Below are 19,721 nucleotides of genomic sequence, written 5' to 3' on the forward strand. Positions count from 1 at the left end.
TGGGGTCGCGCGCCGAGTTGACCAGGCGCGCACGAACGACCAAGCGTACCTGATGCGGCACGCCTCTGGATGTCGTACAACAGCAGGCAACGATACCCGGGAGCACCTCCGCAGGTCAAAACGGGGGGCGTTCCCGCCCGCCCCGCGTCACCATCATGATCTAGGTCACACGTCGGGGGACCCAGCCGGCGGATTTCCTGCGGCTGCGGAGTCCCGGTCAGAGTTCCTGGAGGATGCGCAGCGCACGCCCGACCCGGAGCATCGTGTCGGTGTCGGCCACCTCCACGCACTCGGTGAACCACTTCTTCATCGGCGAGGAGAGCCGGTCGGGCATCACCACGTACCCGCCCATCGGCACGGCCAGCGGGGAGTCGCGCAGCAGTACCGTCTCGACCACCTCGGCCACGATCACGATCGGCACGTCGGTGGAGTTGTAGACGTCGGAACTGATCACCAGACCGAGCCGCTCCCGGGCGCCCTCGATGCGCCAGACCTCTCCCCTACGCAGCACGCGGACGCCCGCCGAACATCGCGTCGTCGACCATCTCCACCTCGCGGGCGTCGGCCAGGGCGGCCGTCTCCAGGTCCAGTCCGGCGCGGGCGACGGCGGCGGCGTGCGCGGTGAAGACCTCGCGCAGCGCCTTCTCCCGGGCCGCCTGGTCCATCCAGGCGGAGAGCGACAGCCCCTCCCGCTTGGCGAACCGGCGCGCCTCCTCGATCGTCTCGTCGGAGAACGACAACGTCACCTTGGCAGTCATGCCACCCAAACTACCTGCGGTATGACCACCGGTCATCCCACCTGACGCCCACCGCCGAACCACCCAAACCCCCGCGCGTCTGAGCGCCCGCTGTTTCCGGGAAGCAGTGGCCTCGGAGCGTGAGGAGGCCACTGTTTCCCGGAAACAGCGCGGGCCGGGACTGCCGGTTCGCCGTTGTCAGGGCTCGGGGTTGGGGTCGACCCCGTCGTGTGGGGCGCTCTTGACAGGGCCGAAACAAGCGGGACCCGAGGCCGAAACTGCCCGGCGGCACGCTTTTCCGACATGACAGACGGTGCACGGACGGCGACTCGACCGGGGTGGCACCCCCGGGAGGCGGCGGGGCACTGCCCGTACTACCTCCTCCGGTACGGCAGGCCGGTCCTCGTCGGTCGGGTCCGCGCCATCCGGCGACGAGTGGCCGGCCGGCCCGCCGCCGGCAGCCGGCCACGCTCGGCCTTCCGGGGGTACGCCGATGAGCTCTGCGGCGTGGGCCTGGCCGAGGCACGGCTGAGACGGGCGGGGTGATGCCCCACGAACTGGCCGGCTTCACCGTCGGGGTGACCGCCGACCGCCGACGCGACGAGCTGGCCGCGCTGCTGCAACGGCGCGGGGCCCGGGTGGTGGTCGCGCCGGCTCTGCGGATCGTGCCGCTGGCCGACGACACCGAACTGCGCGAGGCGACCCGCGCCTGCCTGGACCGCCCGCCGGACGTGCTGGTGGCCGACACCGGCATCGGGATGCGCGGCTGGCTGGAGGCGGCCGAGGGCTGGGGGCTGAACGAGCCGCTGCGTGGCGCGCTGTCGCGGGCGTACGTGGTGGCCCGGGGGCCGGAGGCGCGGGGGGCGATCCGCGCCGCCGGCCTGCGCGACCGGTGGTCACCCGACTCGGAGAGCTGTGAGGAGGTCGTCGAGCACCTGGTCCGGCGCGGGGTGGCCGGCCAGGTGGTCGCCATGCAGTTGCACGGTGACCGGCAGCCCGAGTACACCACCGCGCTGAGGGAGGCCGGTGCGGCGGTCGTCGAGGTGCCGGTCTACCGATGGGCGCCGCCGACCGACCCGGCGCCGCTGCACCGGCTGATCGACCTGGTCGCCGGGCGGCTGGTCGACGCGGTCACCTTCACCTCCGCCCCGGCCGTCGAGGCGCTGCTGCAGGCCGCCGGGGACCGCACCGAGACGGTGCTGGAGGCGCTGCGGGGCCACGTGCTGGCCAGTTGCGTCGGCCCGGTCACCGCCGAGCCGCTGGCCCGCCGCGGGGTGCCGGTCACCGTTCCGACCCAGGCGCGGCTCGGCGCGCTGATGCGGACGATCGTGGACGAGTTGCCCCGGCGCACGGTCACCATCAGGGCGGCCGGGCACCTGCTGACCCTGCGGGGGCACGCGGCTGTGATCGACGAGGAGCTGCGTCCGCTGGCCCCCGCCCCGATGGCGGTGCTGCGGGCGCTGGCCACGTCACCCGGGCGGGTGCTCTCCCGTACCACCCTGCTGCGGACGCTGCCGCGCGGCGCGGACGAGCACGCGGTGGAGATGGCGGTGGCCCGCCTCCGGGCCGGCCTGCGCGCCCCCCGGGTGGTGCAGACGGTGATCAAGCGCGGCTACCGGCTCCGGGTGGACTGACCCCCGTCGCCGGTGACCGGGGTGGTCGGCGGCCGGGCCGTGGACGACCGCGTCGGCGGCGGCCCTGACGACCCCGGGCCACCGCCGGTGTACGTCAGCCGACCGGGGTCGGGTAACCGCGGCCGTGCTCGGCCTGGAGTCGCAGCATCGCGTGCTCGACGACCGTGACCAGTACCTGCTTCACCGAGTCCCGGTGCCGGGCGTCGGTCATTATCAACGGCACGTGGGGCGAGATGGCGAGGGCCTCGCGGACCTCCTCCAGCTCGTACTGGGGCGCGTTGTCGAACCGGTTCAACGCCACCACGTAAGGCAGGCGGCGGTTCTCGAAGTAGTCCAGCGGGGCGAACGCGTCGGTGATCCGGCGGGTGTCGACCAGCACCGCCGCGCCCACCGCGCCTTTGATGATCTCGTCCCACATGAACCAGAACCGGGTCTGCCCGGGTGTGCCGAAGAGATAGAGGATCAGGTCCTCGGCCATGGTGATTCGGCCGAAGTCCATGGCGACCGTGGTGGTCTGCTTCCCCGGCACCTTCGACGGGTCGTCGATCCCGACGCCGGCGGCGGTCATCACCGCCTCGGTGGTCAGCGGAGTGATCTCCGAGACCGCGCCGACCAGGGTCGTCTTGCCCACGCCGAAGCCGCCCGCAACCACGATCTTCGCGGAGGTGATCCCGCGGTTGCGGCGTGCCCCGGCGGGGTCATAGCCTGCGAAGTCCACTTAGCACCCTTCCAAGAATTTCCATCCGCTCCTCGTACCCTTCGGGCGGAGCGGCAGTGTGTAGCGTCAGCAGGCCCTCGGCCACCATGTCGGCGATGATCACCCGGGCGACGCCGAGCGGCATCCGGGTGTACGCGGCGACCTCGGCCAGCGACTGGGGTCGGCCCTCGCAGATCGTGGCGATCCGGTGCTTGTCGTGGCCGGCGAACCGGGACTCGGCGACCGCCGTGGGGCTGGCCGTCAGCACCGCCTCCAGCGCGATGTCCTGCCGCGGCTCGGTACGGCCACGGGTGACCGCGTACGGACGCACCAACGCGCCGCGCGGGTCTTCCCGTCGTTGGTCCATCCGCGATCACCTCCTCGGGCGGGTGCCGTCCCTCGACACCCGGTCAGTCCGTCCGTGTGGCCAGGCGTGCTAGGAGCGCACCGCGTCCCGACGCAGCGGCACCAGTGCGGCGCCCACCCGTTCGACCAGCAGTGCCATCTCGTACCCGACCTGGCCGACGTCGCAGCTACGGGCGGCGAGCACCGCCATCGACGAGCCGTCGCTGATCGACATGAGGAACAGGTAGCCGCTGTCCATCTCGATGACTGTCTGGAGCACCCCGCCGGCGCTGAACATGCGGGCCGCGCCCTCGGTCAGGCTCACCACACCGGAGGTGATCGCCGCGAGCTGGTCGGCCCGGTCCGTGGGGAGGTCCCGCGACGAGGCGAGTAGCAGCCCGTCCGCGGAAACCGCCACCACGTGGGCGATGCCCGCCACGCTGTCGGCGAAGTTGGTGAGCAGCCAACCCATGTCCTGCATGGCCGCTGGCCTGTTCATCGGCTCGTCTCCTTGGTCGAGGTGCTGTTCTGGTCCGCGCCGACCGTCCGTCCGCGCTGCACGCCGCGGTGGTATGCCGACAGCAGGCCGCGTACTTCGTCGGGGGTGCGCCGGCTGCGGTCCTTGCTGCTCTTCTGCTCGATCCCGCCGGGGACGAGCTGCGCCTGCGGGACCCGCTTCGGCAGACCGGAGCGGGTGGTCCCGGACGCGGTCGGTTCGGCCGCCCGGCTGGCCCGCGACCAGCCGTCGTCGGCCGCCGTCCGCCAGGCCTCGGGGTCGGTCGCCGGCGGGGTGGCTGCCGCCGACCCGCCCGGCCCGGTCGCGGCCGGTGCTGCGGGCGGGGCCATCGGCGGGGCCACCGGTGGGGTGTACGCCGGCGGCGGGGTCGCCGCGGTCGTACCGTCCGCGGGGGTGGCCCCCGGCGTCCGGGTGGGTAGCGGTGGCCGGGGCGCGGCGGGAGCCTTGGCCGGCGGCGGCTCGTCGTCGAACTTGGGCCGCTGGAAGATCGCGGTCACGTCGTCGCCGTGCGACCGGAACCAGACCGCCTCCATCTCCCGGAATATCGGCGCCTCGGCCGGCAGGGCCGGACGGGCGACCACCGGGGCGGCCGGCACCGCGGGAGCGGTCGGCGTCATCCCGGCGACCGGACCGCCGGGCAGCACCGGCGTGGGTGGGGCCGAGGCGGCGGGGGTGGCCGGCTGGGCGGCCTCCCCACCAGGTGTCCGCCGAGGCAGCGGATCGATCGTCGGGAACGCCACGGTAGGGCTGCCCACCGAGAACCCGCCGCCGGGCGTGAACGCCGGCTGGGTCGGGGCGGGCGGCTGGGTCGGGGCGGGCGGCTGCCCCAGGGGCGCCGGCGCGAGGGCCGGAGCCACCGGGTGGGTGACGGCCGGCGCGCCGAACGGAGTCGCCGGCGCGGCCTCCCGGGAGTCGCCGGGCACCTGCCAACGGGCGGGCGTCGGGGCGGAGGTCCGCCACTGGTCGGTCAGCGTGGCGGCGCGGCCGCCGCCGGTGAGCGGCGAGTCGAGGCCCATCGGGGTGAGCGGCGTCTGCTCGATCGGGGCGGGCTGGCGCGGCGGGGTCAGCGGCGCCGGGGCCGGCTCGCGACCGCGCAGCGACGGCAGCACCACGGTCGAGCTGGGCAGCGTCACCTGGGCGACGGTGCCGCCCTCCACGTTGCGCCGCAGCTCCACCCGGATGCCGTACCGGGACGCCAGGCGGCTCACCACGGCCAGACCCATCAGCCGGAACGCGGCCACGTCGACCGTGGACGGACCGGCGAGCCGGTGGTTGAGCGAGTCGAGCTGCTCGTCGGTGAGCCCGAGGCCCCGGTCCTCGACCTGGATCAGCACGTAGTCGCGGATCCGCCGGCCGTCGGCGACCACCACCGTGTTCGGCGGCGAGAAGCGGGTGGCGTTGTCGAGCAGCTCGGCGACCAGCCGGACGACGTCGTTGACGGCGTGCGCGGCCACCGAGATGTCGGTGTCGACGGTGCCGAACTCGATGCGGTTGTACTGCTCGACCTCGGACTGGGAGGCCCGCAGGACGTCGATCAGCAGGGCGTCGTCGCGGCGCGGCACCGCCGAGTCCGCACCGGCGAGCACCAGCAGGTTCTCGTCGTTGCGGCGCATTCGGGTGGCCAGGTGGTCGAGCTCGAAGAGCTGGGCGAGGCGCTTCGGGTCCTCCTCGCCGCGCTCGATCGCGTCCAGCTCGCCGATCATCCGGTCGACCAGGGTCTGACTGCGTCGGGCCAGGTTGAGGAACATCGCCGAGACGCTGGTCCGCAGCGCGGCCTGCTCGGCGGCGACCCGGACCGCCTCCCGGTGGACGACGTTGAACGCCAGCGCGACCTGGCCGACCTCGTCACGGTTGTTGAGCTTGATCGGGTCGCGGACCTGCCGGACGATCTCTTCCACGCCGCCGTCGCCGACGCTGCCGATGTTCTGCAGCCGGGCGACCGCGTCGGGCAGGTCGTGGTTGGCCACCGACAGGGCGCCCTCGCGCAGCCGGCGCAGCGAGTGGTTGAGCGACCGGGCCAGCACCACGGCGAGCGTGACGGCGACGATCAGGGTCAGCAGCACCAGCACCGCTTCGATGATCGCCTGTTGGATGACGTTGGAGCGAGCCTCCTCGGTCTGGACGAGCAGGCGGTCCTGGAGCCGGATCTCGGCCCACCGCATCAGGTCGTTGACCGCGCCGATGGAGGCGGTGGCGTCGGCGGCGGAGACCAGCGGGGCCTGCCCGACCGACCGGGTCAGGTCGGCGGCCACCCGGTCGGCGAGCGTCACCGCGTCGCCGGAGACCGTGCTGTCGACGAGGGCCCGCTGGGTCGGGTCCGCGGCCAGCGAGAAGGAGAGCAGTGCCTCCTGCTGGCTGGTCAGGGTGGCCACGAACGAGGAGAACTGCTCCTCGTCGAGGCTGCCGGCGGTGAGCGCGGTGAAGGTGACCGCCTCCTCCTCGGCGACCGCCGCCTTGGCGTGGGCGAACGCGGCCACCGCCCGGCGGGTGTCCGCCAGGCTCTCCTGACCGGGCAGCTGGGCCAGCGTGTCCCCGTAGGAGACCAGGTCGGTGAGGATGACCCCGTAGCGCAGCGTGGCCTCGGGCACCACCATCTGCTTGCGGTCCAGGACCTCCTGCCGGGTGCTGTTCAGCGTCGTCAGGTGGTCCTCGATGACCTTGAGCCGGTCCCGCACCGCGGCCGGGACGTCGCCGATCCGCCCGCGCTCGGCCTTGTACTCCTCGATCCGGGCGTCCGTGCCGCGCACCCGCAGGTTGTACGTGTCGGGCCCCAGCCCCGGCGTGGCCAGGTAGCGGGCCGCGGCCATCCGTTCCTTGTGCAGGTCCTGGGTGAGTGCGGAAACGTCGATCGACAGCTCGGTCAGCGACCGCAACCGGGTCGCCTCGATAGCGCCCTCACCGGTTGAGATCAGCCGGACGGTGGCGAGCGCGATCACCGCCGCGACCGGCACCACCAGGATCAGCGCCAGCTTCGAGCGGATCCGGGCGTCGCGTAGGCGCGGCAGCCGACGACGCCGACTCCGCTCGTCCGACTCGCCGCTCTCGGGCAGGGTCGTAGGTCCGGTGCTCACGACATCGCCTCCGTCGTTTCTTCCACGCCTGAACCGCCGACCCTTGGCCGGTGCAGCGGACAGCGCCGCGCGCGGCACGGCCGCGATTTCATCAGAGATGATCGTGTTTGGGAAGCCGCGGTGAGGTTGGAAACGGTCGCACGGCACTCATCGCGTGATCCGGTCAACTAATACCTTCATTTTCTCAAGCCCCTGATCAGGGCATGTAACTCCAAGGTGGTCACGCGCTTATGCAAAGTAAGCGTTTGCAAAGATTGGGTTACCCCAGCATGTGGGACGCTCGTCCCGAAACGCTTCGACGCATCCTCGCTTGACCACAGGGCCCGGCATTGGCAAGGTTTTGCAGGCTTCGCGCACACCGTACGGCAGACCAATCCCGTTTCTCCACTGAGGACGGAACAAGCGGCGGTGACCGGGCAGCCGCCCGCGCCGCACCTGGAGGACTGAGTTGATCACCATCCGCTCCGTGACCATCACGGCGCTCGCCTCGGCCGTCCTGGCCACCACGCTCACCGGCTGCCAGTTCGGCGCGGCGGAACAGGACACGAGCCCCATCGTGATCGCCGTGGACCTGGAGCTGTCCGGCTCGGCGGCCCCTGTCGGCAAGGCGTACCAGCGCGCTCTGGAACTGAAGGTCGAGCAGCTGAACGCCTCGGGCGCCCTGGGCGCCCGGAAAATCGAACTCAAGGTGAAGGACAACCGCTCCGACGCGGGCGAGTCGCTGCGCAACGTGGACGACTTCAGCAAGGATTCTCGGGTCAGCGCGCTCATCATGGGCGGCTGCAACGAGTGCGCCGTCCGCGCCGTCCGCACGATCAACGAGAAGAAGCTCCCGACCATCGCGCTCGCCCCGTCCAGCGCCATCGCCAGCCCGGTGGCCGACCGCCGGTACGTGTTCAAGCTGGCCCCGAACGCGCTGGACAGCGCCGCCGCCCTCACCGGTGAGCTGCGCCGCCTCCGCATCAAGAAGGCCGCGGTGCTCAACAGCGAGGACAGCTACGGCCAAGAGGGCCTCGCCGCCCTGCGCAGCGAGTTCTCCAAGGCCGACATCCGCCTGGTCAGTGACCAGGAAATCAAGGCCACCGAGACCGACGTCAGCGAGCCGGTCAGCGCGCTGGTCGACCGCAAGCCTGGGGCGCTGGTCGTGTGGACCCCGCCGGAGCAGGCGAGGCTCGCCGCCGCCGCCGCCCAGCAGGCCAAGTTCAAGGGCGCGCTCTTCTTCGACGCGATGGCCGCCGAGGACCTCTTCCTCGGTGCGTCGGCCCAGTCGGCCGAGAAGGCAACCCTGATCTTCACCCAGACCATGGTGATCGACGACGTCATCGCCACCACCCCCGCCAAGGCGGCCCGCCGCCAGTGGTTCCAGAACTACACGGCGCGGTTCGGCGGCTACAACGGCTTCTCCTCGTTCGCCGCGGACGCCGTGCAGCTCATCGCCGACGCCGAGCTGCGGGCCGGCGGCGAGCCCGGCAGGGCCGGTCGGGACGGCCTGCGCGACGTGCTCGAGACGTCCCAGATGGACGGCCTGTCGGGCCCGATCCGGATGACCCCGGACAACCACTCCGGGCTGATGCCGCAGGCCCTGACCACCCTGGTCGCCCGGGGTGGCCGCTGGCGGCTCGCCAGCTGACGAACGGTCCGCCGTGACCGGCGTAGTCGGGCCCGGGCCCGCGCCGGTCACGGCGGCCACCTGATCGGCCGACCAGGTGAGCCTGGTCGGCCGATCAGGCTCACCTGGTCGAGGTGGTCTCCCGGACCCACGGCAGGGCCAGCCGCTCCAGGAAGACCAGCGCCGAGTAGAGCAGGATGCTGATCAGCGCCACAAGCATGATGGCCGCCCACGCGGTGGCGGTGTCGCCGATACCGGCATACTGGGTGACGACGTATCCGAGCCCGCTCTCCCCGGCCTGGAACTCGCCGATCACCGCGCCGATCGCGGCCAGCGGCATGGCCACCTTCAGGCCGACGAAGATCTGCGGCAGCGCTGCCGGGAACCGTACCTTGCGGAACGCCTGCCACCAGGACGCGTTCCAGGAGCGGACCAGCTCGGCGAGGTCCGCCGGGGTGGTGGTCAGGCCGGTCGCCGTGGACAGCACGATCGGGAAGAAGCACAGCAGGAAGACCATGGTCAGGATCGGCTTCTGACCCCAGCCGAGCGCCACCACCAGCAGCGGCCCGAAGGTGATCTTCGGAACCGCGTTGACCGCGACGAGCAGCGGGGTGAACATCCGCTCAACCGTCCGCGAGGCGGCCAACGAGAGCCCCAGCAGGACCCCGGCCACGGCGGAGAGCGCGAAGCCGATCAGGATCTCCAGCAGGGTGGCGCCGGCGTGTTCGAGCATCTTGTCCGGCTTGTCGATGAACGCCGACAGCACCGAGCCGGGGGTGGGCAGCGCGGCGGGGTGCACCAGTTCCAGTCGGGCGGTGACCCACCACACCGCGAACGCGATCAGCAGGCCCGAGGCGGGCAGCAGGGCCCCGTCGATACCGAACCGCACCCCGGCGTTGAGGCCGGAGCGACTGGGTGTGGGTGTGGGGACGGGAGCGGCGGGCCGGTGCGCGACTGCCGGCTCCGGTGACCGGAGGTCGGTCATCTTCTCCTCCTCTCCTACCGGCGCGGTGGCCGGGGATGGAACGGGGGTACGCCCCGCCGGAGGCCGGCGGGGCGTACCCCCGAGGACGGTCGGACCGGTCAGGCCTTCGGCGCGAGGTCGAAGTCGATGATCTGGTCGGGGGTGATGTTCTGCTTGAGCTGGCCCGCGCCCTGAAGGATCGCGATGCTCTTGGCGACCCGCCCACTGTCCAGCGTGCCGATCTGGGTGCCCGAGTTGCTGGACCGGACGTACCCGGCCATGAGCTGGAGCTCCGCGGCGGCGGCCGCGGGGTTGCTGGCGTCGACGTTCTTCTTCAGGATGTCGCCCGCCTCCTGCGGGTTGGTCAGCGCGTACTCCAGGCCCTTAATCAGGGCGGCGGAGAACCGCTTGACCATGTCCGGCTTCTCCTTGGCGATCTTGCTGGAGGTGATCAGCACGTTGCCGTAGAGGTCCTGCATCACGTTGCTGTACGGCAGCATGACGGCCTTCTTCTTGGTCACCGCCTCGATGGTCGGCTGACCGACGACGAACTGGCCGATGCCGTCGACCTGGCCGGCGGCAAGCGTGCCCATCAGCTCCTGCGCCTGGCCGTTCTGCCAGGTCACCCTGCTGGCGTCCACGCCGGCCAGCCGGGCGTACGTCGGGAAGAGGTTGCGGACCACGGAGCCGGGGGTGTCGGCGAGCTTCTTGCCCTCCAGGTCCTTCGGAGCGGCGATGCCGGTGCCCTCGACGGTCGCGATGCCCGCCATCGTGCGCTGCTGGATGGCGGCCACGGCGACGAAGTCCTTGGCCACGCCGTTGCCGAGCTGGAGCAGACCACCGGTGAGGTCGATGGGACCGAAGTGTGCCTGGCCGCCGACGATGGTCGAGATGACGGTACCGGTGCCCTGACCGGGCTTGATCTCGACGTCGAAGCCGGCCTCCTTGAAGAAGCCCTTCTCCTTCGCCACCCAGGCGTAGGAGTCCCGGCCGAAGTTACCGAAAGAAGTGAGGTACGTCACTTTTTCCAGCGCCTTGCCGTCGCCGCCCTTGGCGCCGGACGAGTCCGCGTCACTGCTGCACGCGGAGACCAGGGTGAGTGCGGTGGCCAGAGCGGCCGCGGCGACCGTGCGGGTCAGCCTTTTCATCTGTGCACCATGTCCTTTCCGACCAGGGGCGATGCGCCACCGGAGGGGTTGTCGAGAGGGACGGCGTCGACAGAGGGGGGAGCCGACGCCACCGTCGTGAGGGGACTTCTCGCCGGCACAGACTACGCAGGGGACCTGCCGGTGTAGCAAGGAGTGTCGGTTGCGGAACGGAAACGAACTGGTGTCCACCCCGGACCCCCCGGGCTGCGCCGCGGCGGGCTACCCTAGCTGCGCTCCTGACCGCTTACTCAGGGAGGACACCGGCGATGATCCGACTGTCCGGGGTGTCCCGCACCTTCGACGGCCGCTCCGGCCGGGTCGAGGCGCTGCGGGGCATCGACCTCGACGTGACCGAGGGCGAGTTCGTCGCCGTGCTCGGCCGCTCGGGCTGCGGCAAATCCACGCTGCTACGCATGATCGCCGGGCTGCTGCCGGTCACCGCCGGGCAGATCACCGTCGCCGGTACGCCGATCACCCGTCCCCGCCGGGACATCGCCATGCTGTTCCAGCGGCCCGCCCTGCTGCCGTGGCGCTCGGTGCTGGACAACGTCCTGCTGCCGGTGGAGATCTTCGGCTGGAAGCGGGCCAGGCACCGCGCCCGCGCCCGGGAACTGCTCGACCTCGCCGGGCTGGCCGGGTTCGAGAAACGGCTGCCGCACGAGCTGTCCGGCGGCATGCAGCAGCGGGTGTCGCTGTGCCGGTCGCTCATCGGCGATCCCCGGGTGATGCTGATGGACGAGCCGTTCTCCGCCCTCGACGCGCTCACCCGCGAGGAGCTCTCCGGCGAGCTCCAGCGGGTGCACATGACCAGCGGAGCCACCATCGTCTTCGTCACCCACTCGATCGACGAGGCGGTGCTGCTCGCCGACCGGGTGGTCGTGCTGAGCCCCCGCCCCGGCCGGATCCGCTCGGTGGTCGAGGTGGACATCCCGCGGCCCCGCACCCTCGGCCGCAACGCCCACCTGGCCGACGTGGCCCGGGTCAGCGCCGAGCTGCACGAACTGCTGATGGAACGTGACGCACCTGTCGGGCCTGCGCCGGCGCCGCTCGGCCCCGGCGCCCACCGGCAGCCCCCGGTACGGGCCGGCGCGGAGGCACGCTGACCGTGCGGGTGGCCGTCTTCACCGAGCCACACCGGGGCGCCGGCTACGACGACCAGCTCCGCTTCGCCCGGACGCTCGAGGCGGCCGGCTTCGAGGGCTTCCTGCGGGCCGACCACTACCAGGCCATGGGTGCCGAACCCGGGCTACCCGGCCCCACCGACGCCTGGCTCACCCTCGCCGCAACCTACAGCTTCCTCGGCGACCACTACCGGCTGGTCGACGCGCCCGCCCTGCCCAAGCCGGTGCAGCAGCCCGGCCCGCCGGTGATCGTCGGCGGGCGCGGCCCCAGGCGCACCCCGGAGCTGGCCGCCCGGTACGCCGACGAGTTCAACATGCCGTTCAAGAGCGTCGCCGAGACGGCCGCCTCGTACGACCGGGTGATCGAGGCGTGCGACCGCCACGGCCGTACGGACTCGGGGCGGGCGCCGCTGGTGCTCTCCGCCGGGATCGTGGTGGCCATCGGGGGCACCGACGCCGAGGTGCGGGAGCGGGCCGCGCCGCTGCACCGCATGAGCGCCCTGCCGCCGGAGGACCCGGTGATCGGCTCCCCCGCCCAACTCGTCGACCGGATCGGCGAGTTCGCCGCGGTCGGGGCCGCCCGGGTACACCTGCGACTGGCCGACCTGGCCGACCTGGCCCACCTGGAGCTCATCGCCGCCGAGGTGCTCCCGCAACTCTAGGCGGACCGACGTGATCGACGGGACCGAGCCGGGTGGACGACGTCCGACGCCGACGAGCCGCCCGGTGGGGTGGTCCACCACGGGCCCGGGACCCGTCGACACGCTCACCGCTGTCGGAGACACGACGTACCTGGCCCGGCCGGTCGAGCTGGAGTAGTCGCAGGTCGGGCGCGTCGCCGCGCCGCGCTGCGCCAAGGTGGCGATCGGGGGCACCGGGCCGTAACGTGCCCGACATGGCCTTTCGGACGTGGGGCAAGCTGCTGCTCACCGCGCTCGGGGTGAGCGTGCTGGCCGGGGCCGGTCAGCTCGGCATCGCGTACGGGTTCGGCATCGTCCGGCTCGTCGGCGACTTCACCGACGCCACCGTCAACCGGTGGCCGGCCCAGTTGGTCTGGGTGAGCTGGTTCGCGACGGTCGCCGCCGTGGTCGGGGCCGTGGTGGTCGAGCGTGTCGCCCGTGCCGAACCCCTCATGTCCACCATGACGGGACGGCTCGGGGTGGCCGGCGCGGCGGCGCTGGGCGCGACCGTCGTGGCCCCGCTGTGCATGCAGCCGGCCCGCGCCACCGAACTGAGCGGCGTCGACCCGGTCTGGGCGGTCGGCATCTGCGCCGTCCTCGGCGCGGTGGCCGGTGCCGGGGCGGCGCTCGCCGTGCTGCTCCGCCCCCCGGTGGGCTGGAACCTGGCGATGGTGGCCGGCGTGGTGTGGCTGGTCGCCCTGCTCTCGTCCCTGCCGGCCCTGGTCGGCACCGGCCCGCTGCCGACCGTGCGGCTGGGGGTGTTCGAGCCGGGCTGGCTCGACGCCGCCGCGGCACAGCGGCTGGCCATGCTGCTGTTGCCGCTGGTGGCCCTGCTCGCCGGCGCGGCCTCGGGCGCGCTGGCCCGCCGGCGGGGCCATCCGCCGCTGATCGGCGGCGCGTCCGGCGCGGCGGGCCCCGTGCTGGTCGCCTTCGCCTACCTGGCCGCCGGCCCGGGGGACTCCGTCGACCGGTACCAGCTCGCCCCCTACCACGGCGCCCTGATCGCGGTCGCCACCGGCGCGCTCGGCTCCGCCGCCGCGACCCTGGCCCGCTGGCCGCTCGTCACTTCCGGCCGCCCCGCCGACCGGCCCGCGACGCCGGGCGGGGCCGTCGGCGACCCGGCGATCGAGCCCACGGACATCCTCCGGCCGCTGCCGATCGGCCCGACCGTGCCGGCCACCGGCGACGCGGACGGCGCCGACCCCGTCGGCCCGCCCACCTCGGACACCGCCTCGGCCCGTCGGGTCCCCGCGACCGTCGGCGACCCGCTGTCGGAGGACCGCTCCGGCGGCACCCGGGACCGTTCCGCGACGGGCACGCCGGCCGGAATCACCCCGGCGCACTGGGAGTGGCCGATGGCCGCCGAGGCCGCCCGCCCGATGCCTGCCGCGCCGGGCGCCCCGTCCCGCCCCGCCGACCCGCACGTCCCCGCCGAAGCTTCCCGCGCTGCCGACGCCACGCCCCCCGCCACCGATGCCTCCCCCATCGCCGGCGCTCTCCCCGCCACCGACACCTCCCGCCCCGCCGACGAGGACGCGGGGGTGACGGCCGCCGAGGCACCCCGGCCGAAGCGGGTCCGCAGACCGAGGGCCGGCGCCGGGCGGCAGGTGCCGACCGCCGAGACGCCCCCGCCGGCCGAGGTTCCCGGCCCGATCGACACCGAACCGGCCGAGGTTCCCGGCCCGACCGACACCGAACCGGCCGAGGTTCCCGGCCCGACCGACACCGAACCGGCCGACGTGACGGATCGGAGCGCCGCCGACGCTGCGGGCGCGAGCCGCCCCGGCACGGGCGTCACCGTCACGCCGGCGGCCACCCCGGTCCGGCGGCGAGCCGAGCCCACATTCTTCGAGGCACCCACGTTCGACGACGTGGTGCAGCCCGCTCCGCCGGAGCCGACCCGGACGGGCGACGACGGCCCGCGCGACCCGTCGCCCCCGGCCGCGCCGGACAGCCGGCCGGACCCCGTCGACCCCGACCCGCGTCCCCGCCGGCCCCTTCCCGATCTGGGCCGGGTGACGAGCTGGGACGCGTTCGGCAACGCCGTCCGGCGGGCCGGCCCCACAACGACCGACAGCCGGGGCGCGGCCGGGCAGCAGCCCCCGGCCCCCCGGCCGGCCGAGCCCGGACCGAGCGAGCTGGGCCGGGCCGACGGCGGACGAGACGGCGTCGGACCGGCCACCCACCCCGGACCGGTCGACGGCGACCGGACCGGCCCCGGACCGGACGACGCCGAATCGGTCGACGCCGGGCCGGGCGGCACGAGCCCGGTGGCGGCCGGTGCTGTGCCCGAGGACCCGGCCACCAGCCGGTCCCGCCTCCGGCGCGCCCTGTTCCGGCGCAACCGGGCCCGGACCGCCGACGACGCGGCACCCGCGACCGAGCAGGACGACCGCCGGGAACAACAGCCGCTGCCCGCACAGGACGAGGAGTACGTCGACTGGGTCACCGGCCTGGCCCGTCCCGTGCCGGAGAAGGACGGCGGGCCGGAGGGCACCGGCCAACGGTCGCTGCGTTCCTCCGGTCGCCACCACCGGGACTGACGGCGAGGACCCCCGGCGCGGTGGGGTCCCGCCCACCGGCCCCGCCACGCCGGCTGTCCGCCCGGCCGCCCCGTTCCGACGTCTGCCCGGGCGGACGGATCAGGCCGCGTCATGCCTGCATGACAGCCTCCCTGGTGGTCATCCGGACCAGCCGAAGTGGTCCAGCGGGCCGTGCCCCGCGCCCAGTTCCCAGTCCCGCGCGCCGGTCAGCGCGCGGGTGACGTACTCCTTGGCGGCTGCGACGGCCACCGGCACCGGATCGCCCAGCGCCAGCCGGACGGCGATCGCCGCCGAGAACGAGCAGCCGGTGCCGTGGCTGTGCCGGGTCGGCACCCGGGGCGCGCGCAGCAGGACGGTCGCCCCGCCCCCGTGCAGCACGTCGACCGCGTCGCCGCCGGCGTCCACGTCGCCGCCGGTGACCACCACGTGCGCCGGGCCGCCGGCGACGAGCGCCCGGGCGGCGGCGACCATCTCCTCGACCGTGGTCACCGGACCTCCGGTGAGGGCCGCGGCCTCCGCGCAGTTCGGCGTCGCCACCTCCGCGTACGGCAGCAGCCGCTCGACCGCCCCGACCACGCCGAGCCGGTGCCCGCTGGTGGCGACCAGCACCGGATCGACGACGAGGTGCGGCAGCCGACCCGCCCGGGCCGCCCCGGCGACCGCGTCGGCGACGGTCTGGGTGCCGAGCATCCCGGTCTTCACCGCCCGGACGCGGAAGTCGCCGAGCACGCTGTCGAGCTGCTCGGTGACCGTGCGCGGCGGCAGCGGCAGGACGGCGTCCACGCCCCGGGTGTTCTGCGCGGTGACGGCGGTGAGCACGCTGGTGCCGTACGCGCCGAGGGCCGCGAAGACCTTGAGGTCGGCCTGGATGCCGGCACCCCCGCCGGAGTCGGAGCCGGCGATGGTCAGCACGGTCGTCGGCGTCACGCCGGTCACCCGCGCCTTCCGGTGGCCGCCGCGTGGTCGTGCCCGGTTCGCGGCGTCTCGAAGGGAATGGCCAGCGCGGCGGCTGCCTCGGCGGGATCGTCGGCCCGCATGATCGCGCCGAGGACCGCCACCCCGACGGCGCCCGCCTCGACGCAGGCGCTGGCCTGGGCCGGGGTCTCGACGCCGCCGAGGGCGAGGACCGGCACGGGGCTGAGCCGGATCAGCTCGCCGAGCCGGGCGGGGCGCAGCGGTGGGCCGTACCCCGGCTTCGACCTGCTCGGATACACGGGCGAGACGGTGGCGTAGTCCTCGGTGGTCAGTCTCGCCAGTTCGGCCGCGTCGTGGCAGGAGCGGCCGACGAGGCCGAGGCGCGGCGGCAGGTACGGGCCGACGGCCGGCAGGTGGACGGCGTCCCCACCGAGGGGGTCGGGGCCGGCGACGACCAGGGTGCCGCCCGCCCCGGCGAGGATCGGGCGCAGGTCGGCGGCGAGGGCGGCCCGCTCGGCGCGGGGCAGGTCCTTCTCGCGCAGCACCACCCACCGCACTCCCCCGGCCACGGCGGCGCCCACGACGTCGACCAGCCCCCGCCGCGCCTGCCACCGATCGGTGAGCACGACAATGCCCGCCGGGACCCGGGCGACTCTGGTGGAAGGTGGACCCGCCGGGGGCCGACCGCGACCAGGATCGGCGGTACCGGTGCGGGTCACAGGTCCGGCCTTCCCTCGTCGGGGGTGGAGGCCAGGGCGTGGAAGCGGCGGGGGATGCGGCCCGCACCGGCGGCGAGGTGGCCGGCGCGGACCGCGTACCGCATGGCGGTGGCCATCGCCAACGGGTCGGCGGCCCGGGTGACGGCGCTGGCCAGCAGCACCGCGTCGCAGCCCAATTCCATGGCCAGCGCCGCGTCGGAGGCGGTGCCGATCCCGGCGTCGAGGATCACCGGCACGTCGACGCCCTGCCGGATCAGCCGGATGTGGTGCGGGTTGTTGATGCCCAGGCCGGAGCCGATCGGCGCGCCGGCCGGCATCACCGCGGCGCAGCCTACGTCGGCCAGCCGCCGGGCCAGGACCGGGTCGTCCGACGTGTACGGCAGCACGGTGAACCCGTCGGACACCAACTCCTCGGCAGCGCGCAGCAGTTCCACCCCGTCGGGCAGCAGGGTGCGCTCGTCGCCGATCACCTCCAGCTTCACCCAGTCGGTGCCGAACGCCTCGCGGGCCAGGTGGGCGACCTTGACCGCCTCGCCGGCCGTGTGGCAGCCGGCCGTGTTCGGCAGCAGCTTCACCCCGCACCGCTCCAGCAGGTCGAGCAGCCCGCCGGCGGTTCCGGGGGCGGTGTCGACGCGGCGCAGTGCGAGGGTGACCAGCTCGGTGCCGGAGGCCCGGATCGCCTGTTCCAGCGCGTGCAGGCTGGCCGCGCCGCCGGTGCCGAGGATCAGCCGCGACGCGAACGTCTCGCCGCCCAGGGCGAGGGGCGCCGGCTCGGGGGTGGCCCGGTCGGGGTGCGCCGGTGCGACGGGCATCCCGCTCACCCGCCCTGGGCGGCGCTGAGCACCTCGACCCGGTCGCCGTCGCGCAGCGCGGTCGCCGGCCAGCCGGCGCGCGGCACCACCTCGCCGTTGACGGCGACGGCGAGGCCGCCGCGCTGCCCGGTGACCAGGACGATCAGGTCTGCCACGGTCGCACCGGGGGGCAGCGTCCGCCCGGCGCCGTTCACCGTCAGTTCCATGTGCGTGCTCCTCCTCGAAGGCGACCCGGCAGCGACCTGTCGTGCCGGACGTGGTCAGTGGCACCGGACGCGGGTGGCGTCGGGACGCGGTCGGTCGCGTCGGGACCCGGTCAGCCGTGCCGGCGGTGGCCGGCGAACCGCTCGGGGGTGAAGGGGGCGAGCAGCGGGTCCGCCTCCCCGGTGACCACCAGCTCGGCGACGAGGTCGGCGGTGACCGGGGTGAGCACGATGCCGTGCCGGTGGTGCCCAGTGGCGGCGAGCACCCCGGGCCGGCCGGGCAGCGGCCCGATGATCGGCGCGTTGTCCGGGGTGCCGGGGCGCAGCCCGGCGGACGCCTCCGCCAGGTCGTACTCGGTCAGTTCGGGAACCAGGTCGACGGCGGCGCGCAGCAGCCGCAGCGCCGCCCCGGCGGTGACCCGGGTGTCGGCGCGCTCCTCGACGGTCGCGCCGACCACCACCTCGCCGCCGTCCCGGGGCACCAGGTAGACGGACTCGCCGTCGGCGTACCCCCGGATGACGTGCCGGAAGCCCGGCGGGCCGCCGCCGAGCGCGCGGAGCCGCAGGATCTGCCCCTTCACCGGCCGTACCGGCAGCCCGGTGAGGGCGGCGGCGCCGCAGCCGGCGGCGACGACGGTCACCCGGGCGTCCAGGTCGGACAGCTCCCGCACCGGGCCGGCGACCAGGGTCGCGCCGGCCCGCTCGGCGGCGATCCGCAACGCGGCGACCAGCCGCCGGGGGTCGACCTGGTGGTCACCGGGGGCGACCGCGCCGCCGCGCACCCGCGGGGCGAGCGCCGGCTCGCGGTCGCGCAGCTCCGAGGGGCGCAGCGGGGTGATCGGCAATCCCAGCCCGCGCTGGTACGTCCACAACCGCCGCGCCTCGGCCAGGTCGTCGCTGGTCAACCCGACGACGAGGGTGCCCTCGGTGCGGTACCCGAACCCGGTCCCGGCGGCCTCGGCCAGCTCGGTGGCGAACCCGGGCCAGCGGGCGGCGGAGGCGGCGAGCAGCCCGGTCAGCTCGTGCTCGCCGAAGTACGCCTCGGCGACCGGTGACAGCATCCCGGCTGCGACGTACGACGCGCCCGACCCGGGGGCCGGGTCGTGCACCTCGACCCGCAGCCCGCGCGCCGCGCACCGCCAGGCGACCGCCAGCCCGACCGGCCCGGCACCCACCACCGCCACGTCGACGGGCCCCTGCCCGGTGGCCGTCAGCACGTCAGCGCCCCGAGCAGTTCGGCGGCGGCCCGGCCCGGGTCGGCGGCGGCGGAGAGCGCCCCGACCACCGCCACCCCGTACGCCCCGGCGGCGCGCAGCGCCGGGACCGTCGCGGCGGTCACCCCGCCGATGGCGATCACCGGCACGGCCACGGCGGTGGCGACCGCACGCACCCCGGCGGGGCCGATCGGGTCCGGCAGGCCGTTCTTGGTGTCAGTGGCGTGGCACGGGCCGACGCCCAGGTAGCTGGCCCCGGCGGCCACCGCGTCGGCAGCGGCGCCCGGGGACCGGGCGGTCGCGCCGAGCGTCGCGACCGGGCCGAGGACCCGGCGGGCCGCCGCCACGGGCAGGTCGTCCGCGCCGACGTGCCCACCGGCCGCGCCGACCGCGAGCGCCACGTGCAGCCGGTCGTTGACCAGGCACGTCGCCCCGTAGGGCGCGCACGCCACGACCACCCGCCGGGCCAGGTCGTACGCCGCGCGGTCGGTGGCGTCGTCGGTGACGCGGACCTGGACGACCAGCTCGGCGCGGGCCACCGCGAGGGCGGCGCGCAGCACGGCGAGCGGGTCCCGGCCCGGCCGGGTGTCGGTGATCAGATGCAGTCGCCCGAGGGACGGCACGGCAATTCTCCTCCCTGCGCCGGCATTACCCGGATCAGGTTCGACGGTCGGGGGCTATCAGCCCCCCTCTCAGCCCGGTACACACCGGGCTCCCGTGGGTCACTTGCGTGTCACCGTACGACGATTGGGCTGCTCCGCCAAGGGGGTGGGCCAAGTGGGCTGGACCACG

18 protein-coding genes, 1 pseudogene and 1 riboswitch are annotated in these 19,721 nt (G+C 74.3%); of the genes and pseudogenes, 5 read left to right on the forward strand and 14 right to left on the reverse strand.

From position 1 onward, the window contains the following. Nucleotides 1-217: 217 nt before the first annotated feature. Together ABT023_RS05225 and ABT023_RS05230 are read right to left on the reverse strand one after the other, a co-directional pair. The gene (locus ABT023_RS05225; RefSeq protein ID WP_350881905.1) at nucleotides 218-511 is read right to left on the reverse strand and encodes a hypothetical protein; all 294 of its coding nucleotides are present in this window, start codon (nucleotides 509-511) and stop codon (nucleotides 218-220) included. Further along, on the reverse strand, nucleotides 501-758 hold the full coding sequence (locus ABT023_RS05230) for a DUF6364 family protein (protein WP_350881907.1): 258 nt from the start codon (nucleotides 756-758) through the stop codon (nucleotides 501-503). Before ABT023_RS05230 ends, ABT023_RS05225 begins: the two co-directional genes overlap by 11 nt. Before the next feature lie 524 nt (nucleotides 759-1,282). On the opposite strand from ABT023_RS05230, the gene ABT023_RS05235 reads away from it, so the two are divergent. Next, nucleotides 1,283-2,371, forward strand: coding sequence for a uroporphyrinogen-III synthase (locus tag ABT023_RS05235; protein WP_350881909.1), 1,089 nt, complete (start codon nucleotides 1,283-1,285; stop codon nucleotides 2,369-2,371). Nucleotides 2,372-2,465: 94 nt separating this feature from the next. Here the strand turns inward: ABT023_RS05235 and ABT023_RS05240 are convergent, their stop codons facing one another. From ABT023_RS05240 to ABT023_RS05255, 4 genes are all read right to left on the reverse strand, one after another. Beyond that, a complete protein-coding gene (locus ABT023_RS05240) occupies nucleotides 2,466-3,089 on the reverse strand; it encodes a GTP-binding protein (protein WP_161685844.1) in 624 nt (207 codons plus the stop codon). Continuing rightward, nucleotides 3,070-3,435 (reverse strand): DUF742 domain-containing protein, encoded by a 366-nt coding sequence (locus ABT023_RS05245; RefSeq protein ID WP_117665135.1) that lies wholly within the window; start codon nucleotides 3,433-3,435, stop codon nucleotides 3,070-3,072. Before ABT023_RS05245 ends, ABT023_RS05240 begins: the two co-directional genes overlap by 20 nt. Nucleotides 3,436-3,504: 69 nt before the next feature. After that, the gene (locus ABT023_RS05250; protein ID WP_161685846.1) at nucleotides 3,505-3,912 is read right to left on the reverse strand and encodes a roadblock/LC7 domain-containing protein; all 408 of its coding nucleotides are present in this window, start codon (nucleotides 3,910-3,912) and stop codon (nucleotides 3,505-3,507) included. Next, on the reverse strand, nucleotides 3,909-7,001 hold the full coding sequence (locus tag ABT023_RS05255; RefSeq protein WP_350881912.1) for a sensor histidine kinase: 3,093 nt from the start codon (nucleotides 6,999-7,001) through the stop codon (nucleotides 3,909-3,911). The genes ABT023_RS05250 and ABT023_RS05255 overlap by 4 nt, the downstream gene beginning before the upstream one ends. A 448-nt stretch (nucleotides 7,002-7,449) precedes the next feature. Between ABT023_RS05255 and ABT023_RS05260 the strand changes: the two genes are divergently transcribed. Beyond that, nucleotides 7,450-8,631 (forward strand): ABC transporter substrate-binding protein, encoded by a 1,182-nt coding sequence (locus ABT023_RS05260; protein ID WP_350881914.1) that lies wholly within the window; start codon nucleotides 7,450-7,452, stop codon nucleotides 8,629-8,631. A 100-nt stretch (nucleotides 8,632-8,731) separates the two neighbouring features. On the opposite strand, the pseudogene ABT023_RS05265 reads toward ABT023_RS05260, so the two are convergent. Further along, nucleotides 8,732-9,472: pseudogene (locus ABT023_RS05265) on the reverse strand (ABC transporter permease); the annotation flags it as partial. A 221-nt stretch (nucleotides 9,473-9,693) separates the two neighbouring features. Next, entirely contained in the window at nucleotides 9,694-10,722 is a 1,029-nt protein-coding gene (locus ABT023_RS05270) for an ABC transporter substrate-binding protein (protein WP_350881918.1), read from the reverse strand. A 266-nt stretch (nucleotides 10,723-10,988) separates the two neighbouring features. On the opposite strand from ABT023_RS05270, the gene ABT023_RS05275 reads away from it, so the two are divergent. From ABT023_RS05275 to ABT023_RS05285, 3 genes are all read left to right on the forward strand, one after another. Next, nucleotides 10,989-11,825 carry an ABC transporter ATP-binding protein gene (locus ABT023_RS05275; RefSeq protein WP_350881920.1) on the forward strand — a complete coding sequence of 279 codons (837 nt, stop codon included), beginning with the start codon at nucleotides 10,989-10,991 and terminating at the stop codon, nucleotides 11,823-11,825. Between the two features lie 2 nt (nucleotides 11,826-11,827). Beyond that, the gene (locus ABT023_RS05280) at nucleotides 11,828-12,505 is read left to right on the forward strand and encodes an LLM class flavin-dependent oxidoreductase (protein ID WP_350881922.1); all 678 of its coding nucleotides are present in this window, start codon (nucleotides 11,828-11,830) and stop codon (nucleotides 12,503-12,505) included. Between the two features lie 233 nt (nucleotides 12,506-12,738). Beyond that, nucleotides 12,739-15,066 (forward strand): hypothetical protein, encoded by a 2,328-nt coding sequence (locus tag ABT023_RS05285; protein WP_350881924.1) that lies wholly within the window; start codon nucleotides 12,739-12,741, stop codon nucleotides 15,064-15,066. Between the two features lie 138 nt (nucleotides 15,067-15,204). Here ABT023_RS05285 and thiD read toward each other — a convergent pair whose 3' ends face one another. The 6 genes from thiD to ABT023_RS05315 all read right to left on the reverse strand — a co-directional run bounded on the left by thiD (nucleotide 15,205) and on the right by ABT023_RS05315 (nucleotide 19,552). Continuing rightward, on the reverse strand, nucleotides 15,205-15,993 hold the full coding sequence (thiD, locus tag ABT023_RS05290; RefSeq protein ID WP_350881926.1) for a bifunctional hydroxymethylpyrimidine kinase/phosphomethylpyrimidine kinase: 789 nt from the start codon (nucleotides 15,991-15,993) through the stop codon (nucleotides 15,205-15,207). 5 nt (nucleotides 15,994-15,998) lie between these two features. Beyond that, nucleotides 15,999-16,613, reverse strand: coding sequence for a thiamine phosphate synthase (locus ABT023_RS05295; protein ID WP_502890598.1), 615 nt, complete (start codon nucleotides 16,611-16,613; stop codon nucleotides 15,999-16,001). Between the two features lie 83 nt (nucleotides 16,614-16,696). After that, the gene (locus ABT023_RS05300; protein WP_350881930.1) at nucleotides 16,697-17,512 is read right to left on the reverse strand and encodes a thiazole synthase; all 816 of its coding nucleotides are present in this window, start codon (nucleotides 17,510-17,512) and stop codon (nucleotides 16,697-16,699) included. 5 nt (nucleotides 17,513-17,517) lie between these two features. Beyond that, nucleotides 17,518-17,718, reverse strand: a complete 201-nt coding sequence (thiS, locus tag ABT023_RS05305) for a sulfur carrier protein ThiS (protein WP_350881932.1) — start codon at nucleotides 17,716-17,718, stop codon at nucleotides 17,518-17,520. 110 nt (nucleotides 17,719-17,828) lie between these two features. Further along, nucleotides 17,829-18,932, reverse strand: a complete 1,104-nt coding sequence (thiO, locus tag ABT023_RS05310; protein WP_350881934.1) for a glycine oxidase ThiO — start codon at nucleotides 18,930-18,932, stop codon at nucleotides 17,829-17,831. After that, nucleotides 18,926-19,552, reverse strand: coding sequence for a thiamine phosphate synthase (locus tag ABT023_RS05315; protein ID WP_350881936.1), 627 nt, complete (start codon nucleotides 19,550-19,552; stop codon nucleotides 18,926-18,928). Before ABT023_RS05315 ends, thiO begins: the two co-directional genes overlap by 7 nt. Then, a riboswitch (TPP riboswitch) is annotated at nucleotides 19,547-19,658 on the reverse strand. It overlaps the preceding gene by 6 nt. Between the last annotated feature and the right edge of the window lie 63 nt (nucleotides 19,659-19,721).

Source organism: Micromonospora sp. NPDC002296, from assembly GCF_040296145.1.
In the GTDB taxonomy this organism is placed as follows: domain Bacteria; phylum Actinomycetota; class Actinomycetes; order Mycobacteriales; family Micromonosporaceae; genus Micromonospora.

Bases quoted from the DNA above. Each gene is read 5' to 3' on its own strand.
- ABT023_RS05275 (WP_350881920.1), top strand. From the start codon at position 10,989: ATGATCCGACTGTCCGGGGTGTCCCGCACCTTCGACGGCCGCTCCGGC.
- ABT023_RS05300 (WP_350881930.1), bottom strand. From the start codon at position 17,512: ATGCCCGTCGCACCGGCGCACCCCGACCGGGCCACCCCCGAGCCGGCG.
- ABT023_RS05235 (WP_350881909.1), top strand. From the start codon at position 1,283: ATGCCCCACGAACTGGCCGGCTTCACCGTCGGGGTGACCGCCGACCGC.
- thiS (WP_350881932.1), bottom strand. From the start codon at position 17,718: ATGGAACTGACGGTGAACGGCGCCGGGCGGACGCTGCCCCCCGGTGCG.
- ABT023_RS05245 (WP_117665135.1), bottom strand. From the start codon at position 3,435: ATGGACCAACGACGGGAAGACCCGCGCGGCGCGTTGGTGCGTCCGTAC.
- ABT023_RS05285 (WP_350881924.1), top strand. From the start codon at position 12,739: ATGGCCTTTCGGACGTGGGGCAAGCTGCTGCTCACCGCGCTCGGGGTG.
- ABT023_RS05270 (WP_350881918.1), bottom strand. From the start codon at position 10,722: ATGAAAAGGCTGACCCGCACGGTCGCCGCGGCCGCTCTGGCCACCGCA.
- ABT023_RS05230 (WP_350881907.1), bottom strand. From the start codon at position 758: ATGACTGCCAAGGTGACGTTGTCGTTCTCCGACGAGACGATCGAGGAG.
- ABT023_RS05250 (WP_161685846.1), bottom strand. From the start codon at position 3,912: ATGAACAGGCCAGCGGCCATGCAGGACATGGGTTGGCTGCTCACCAAC.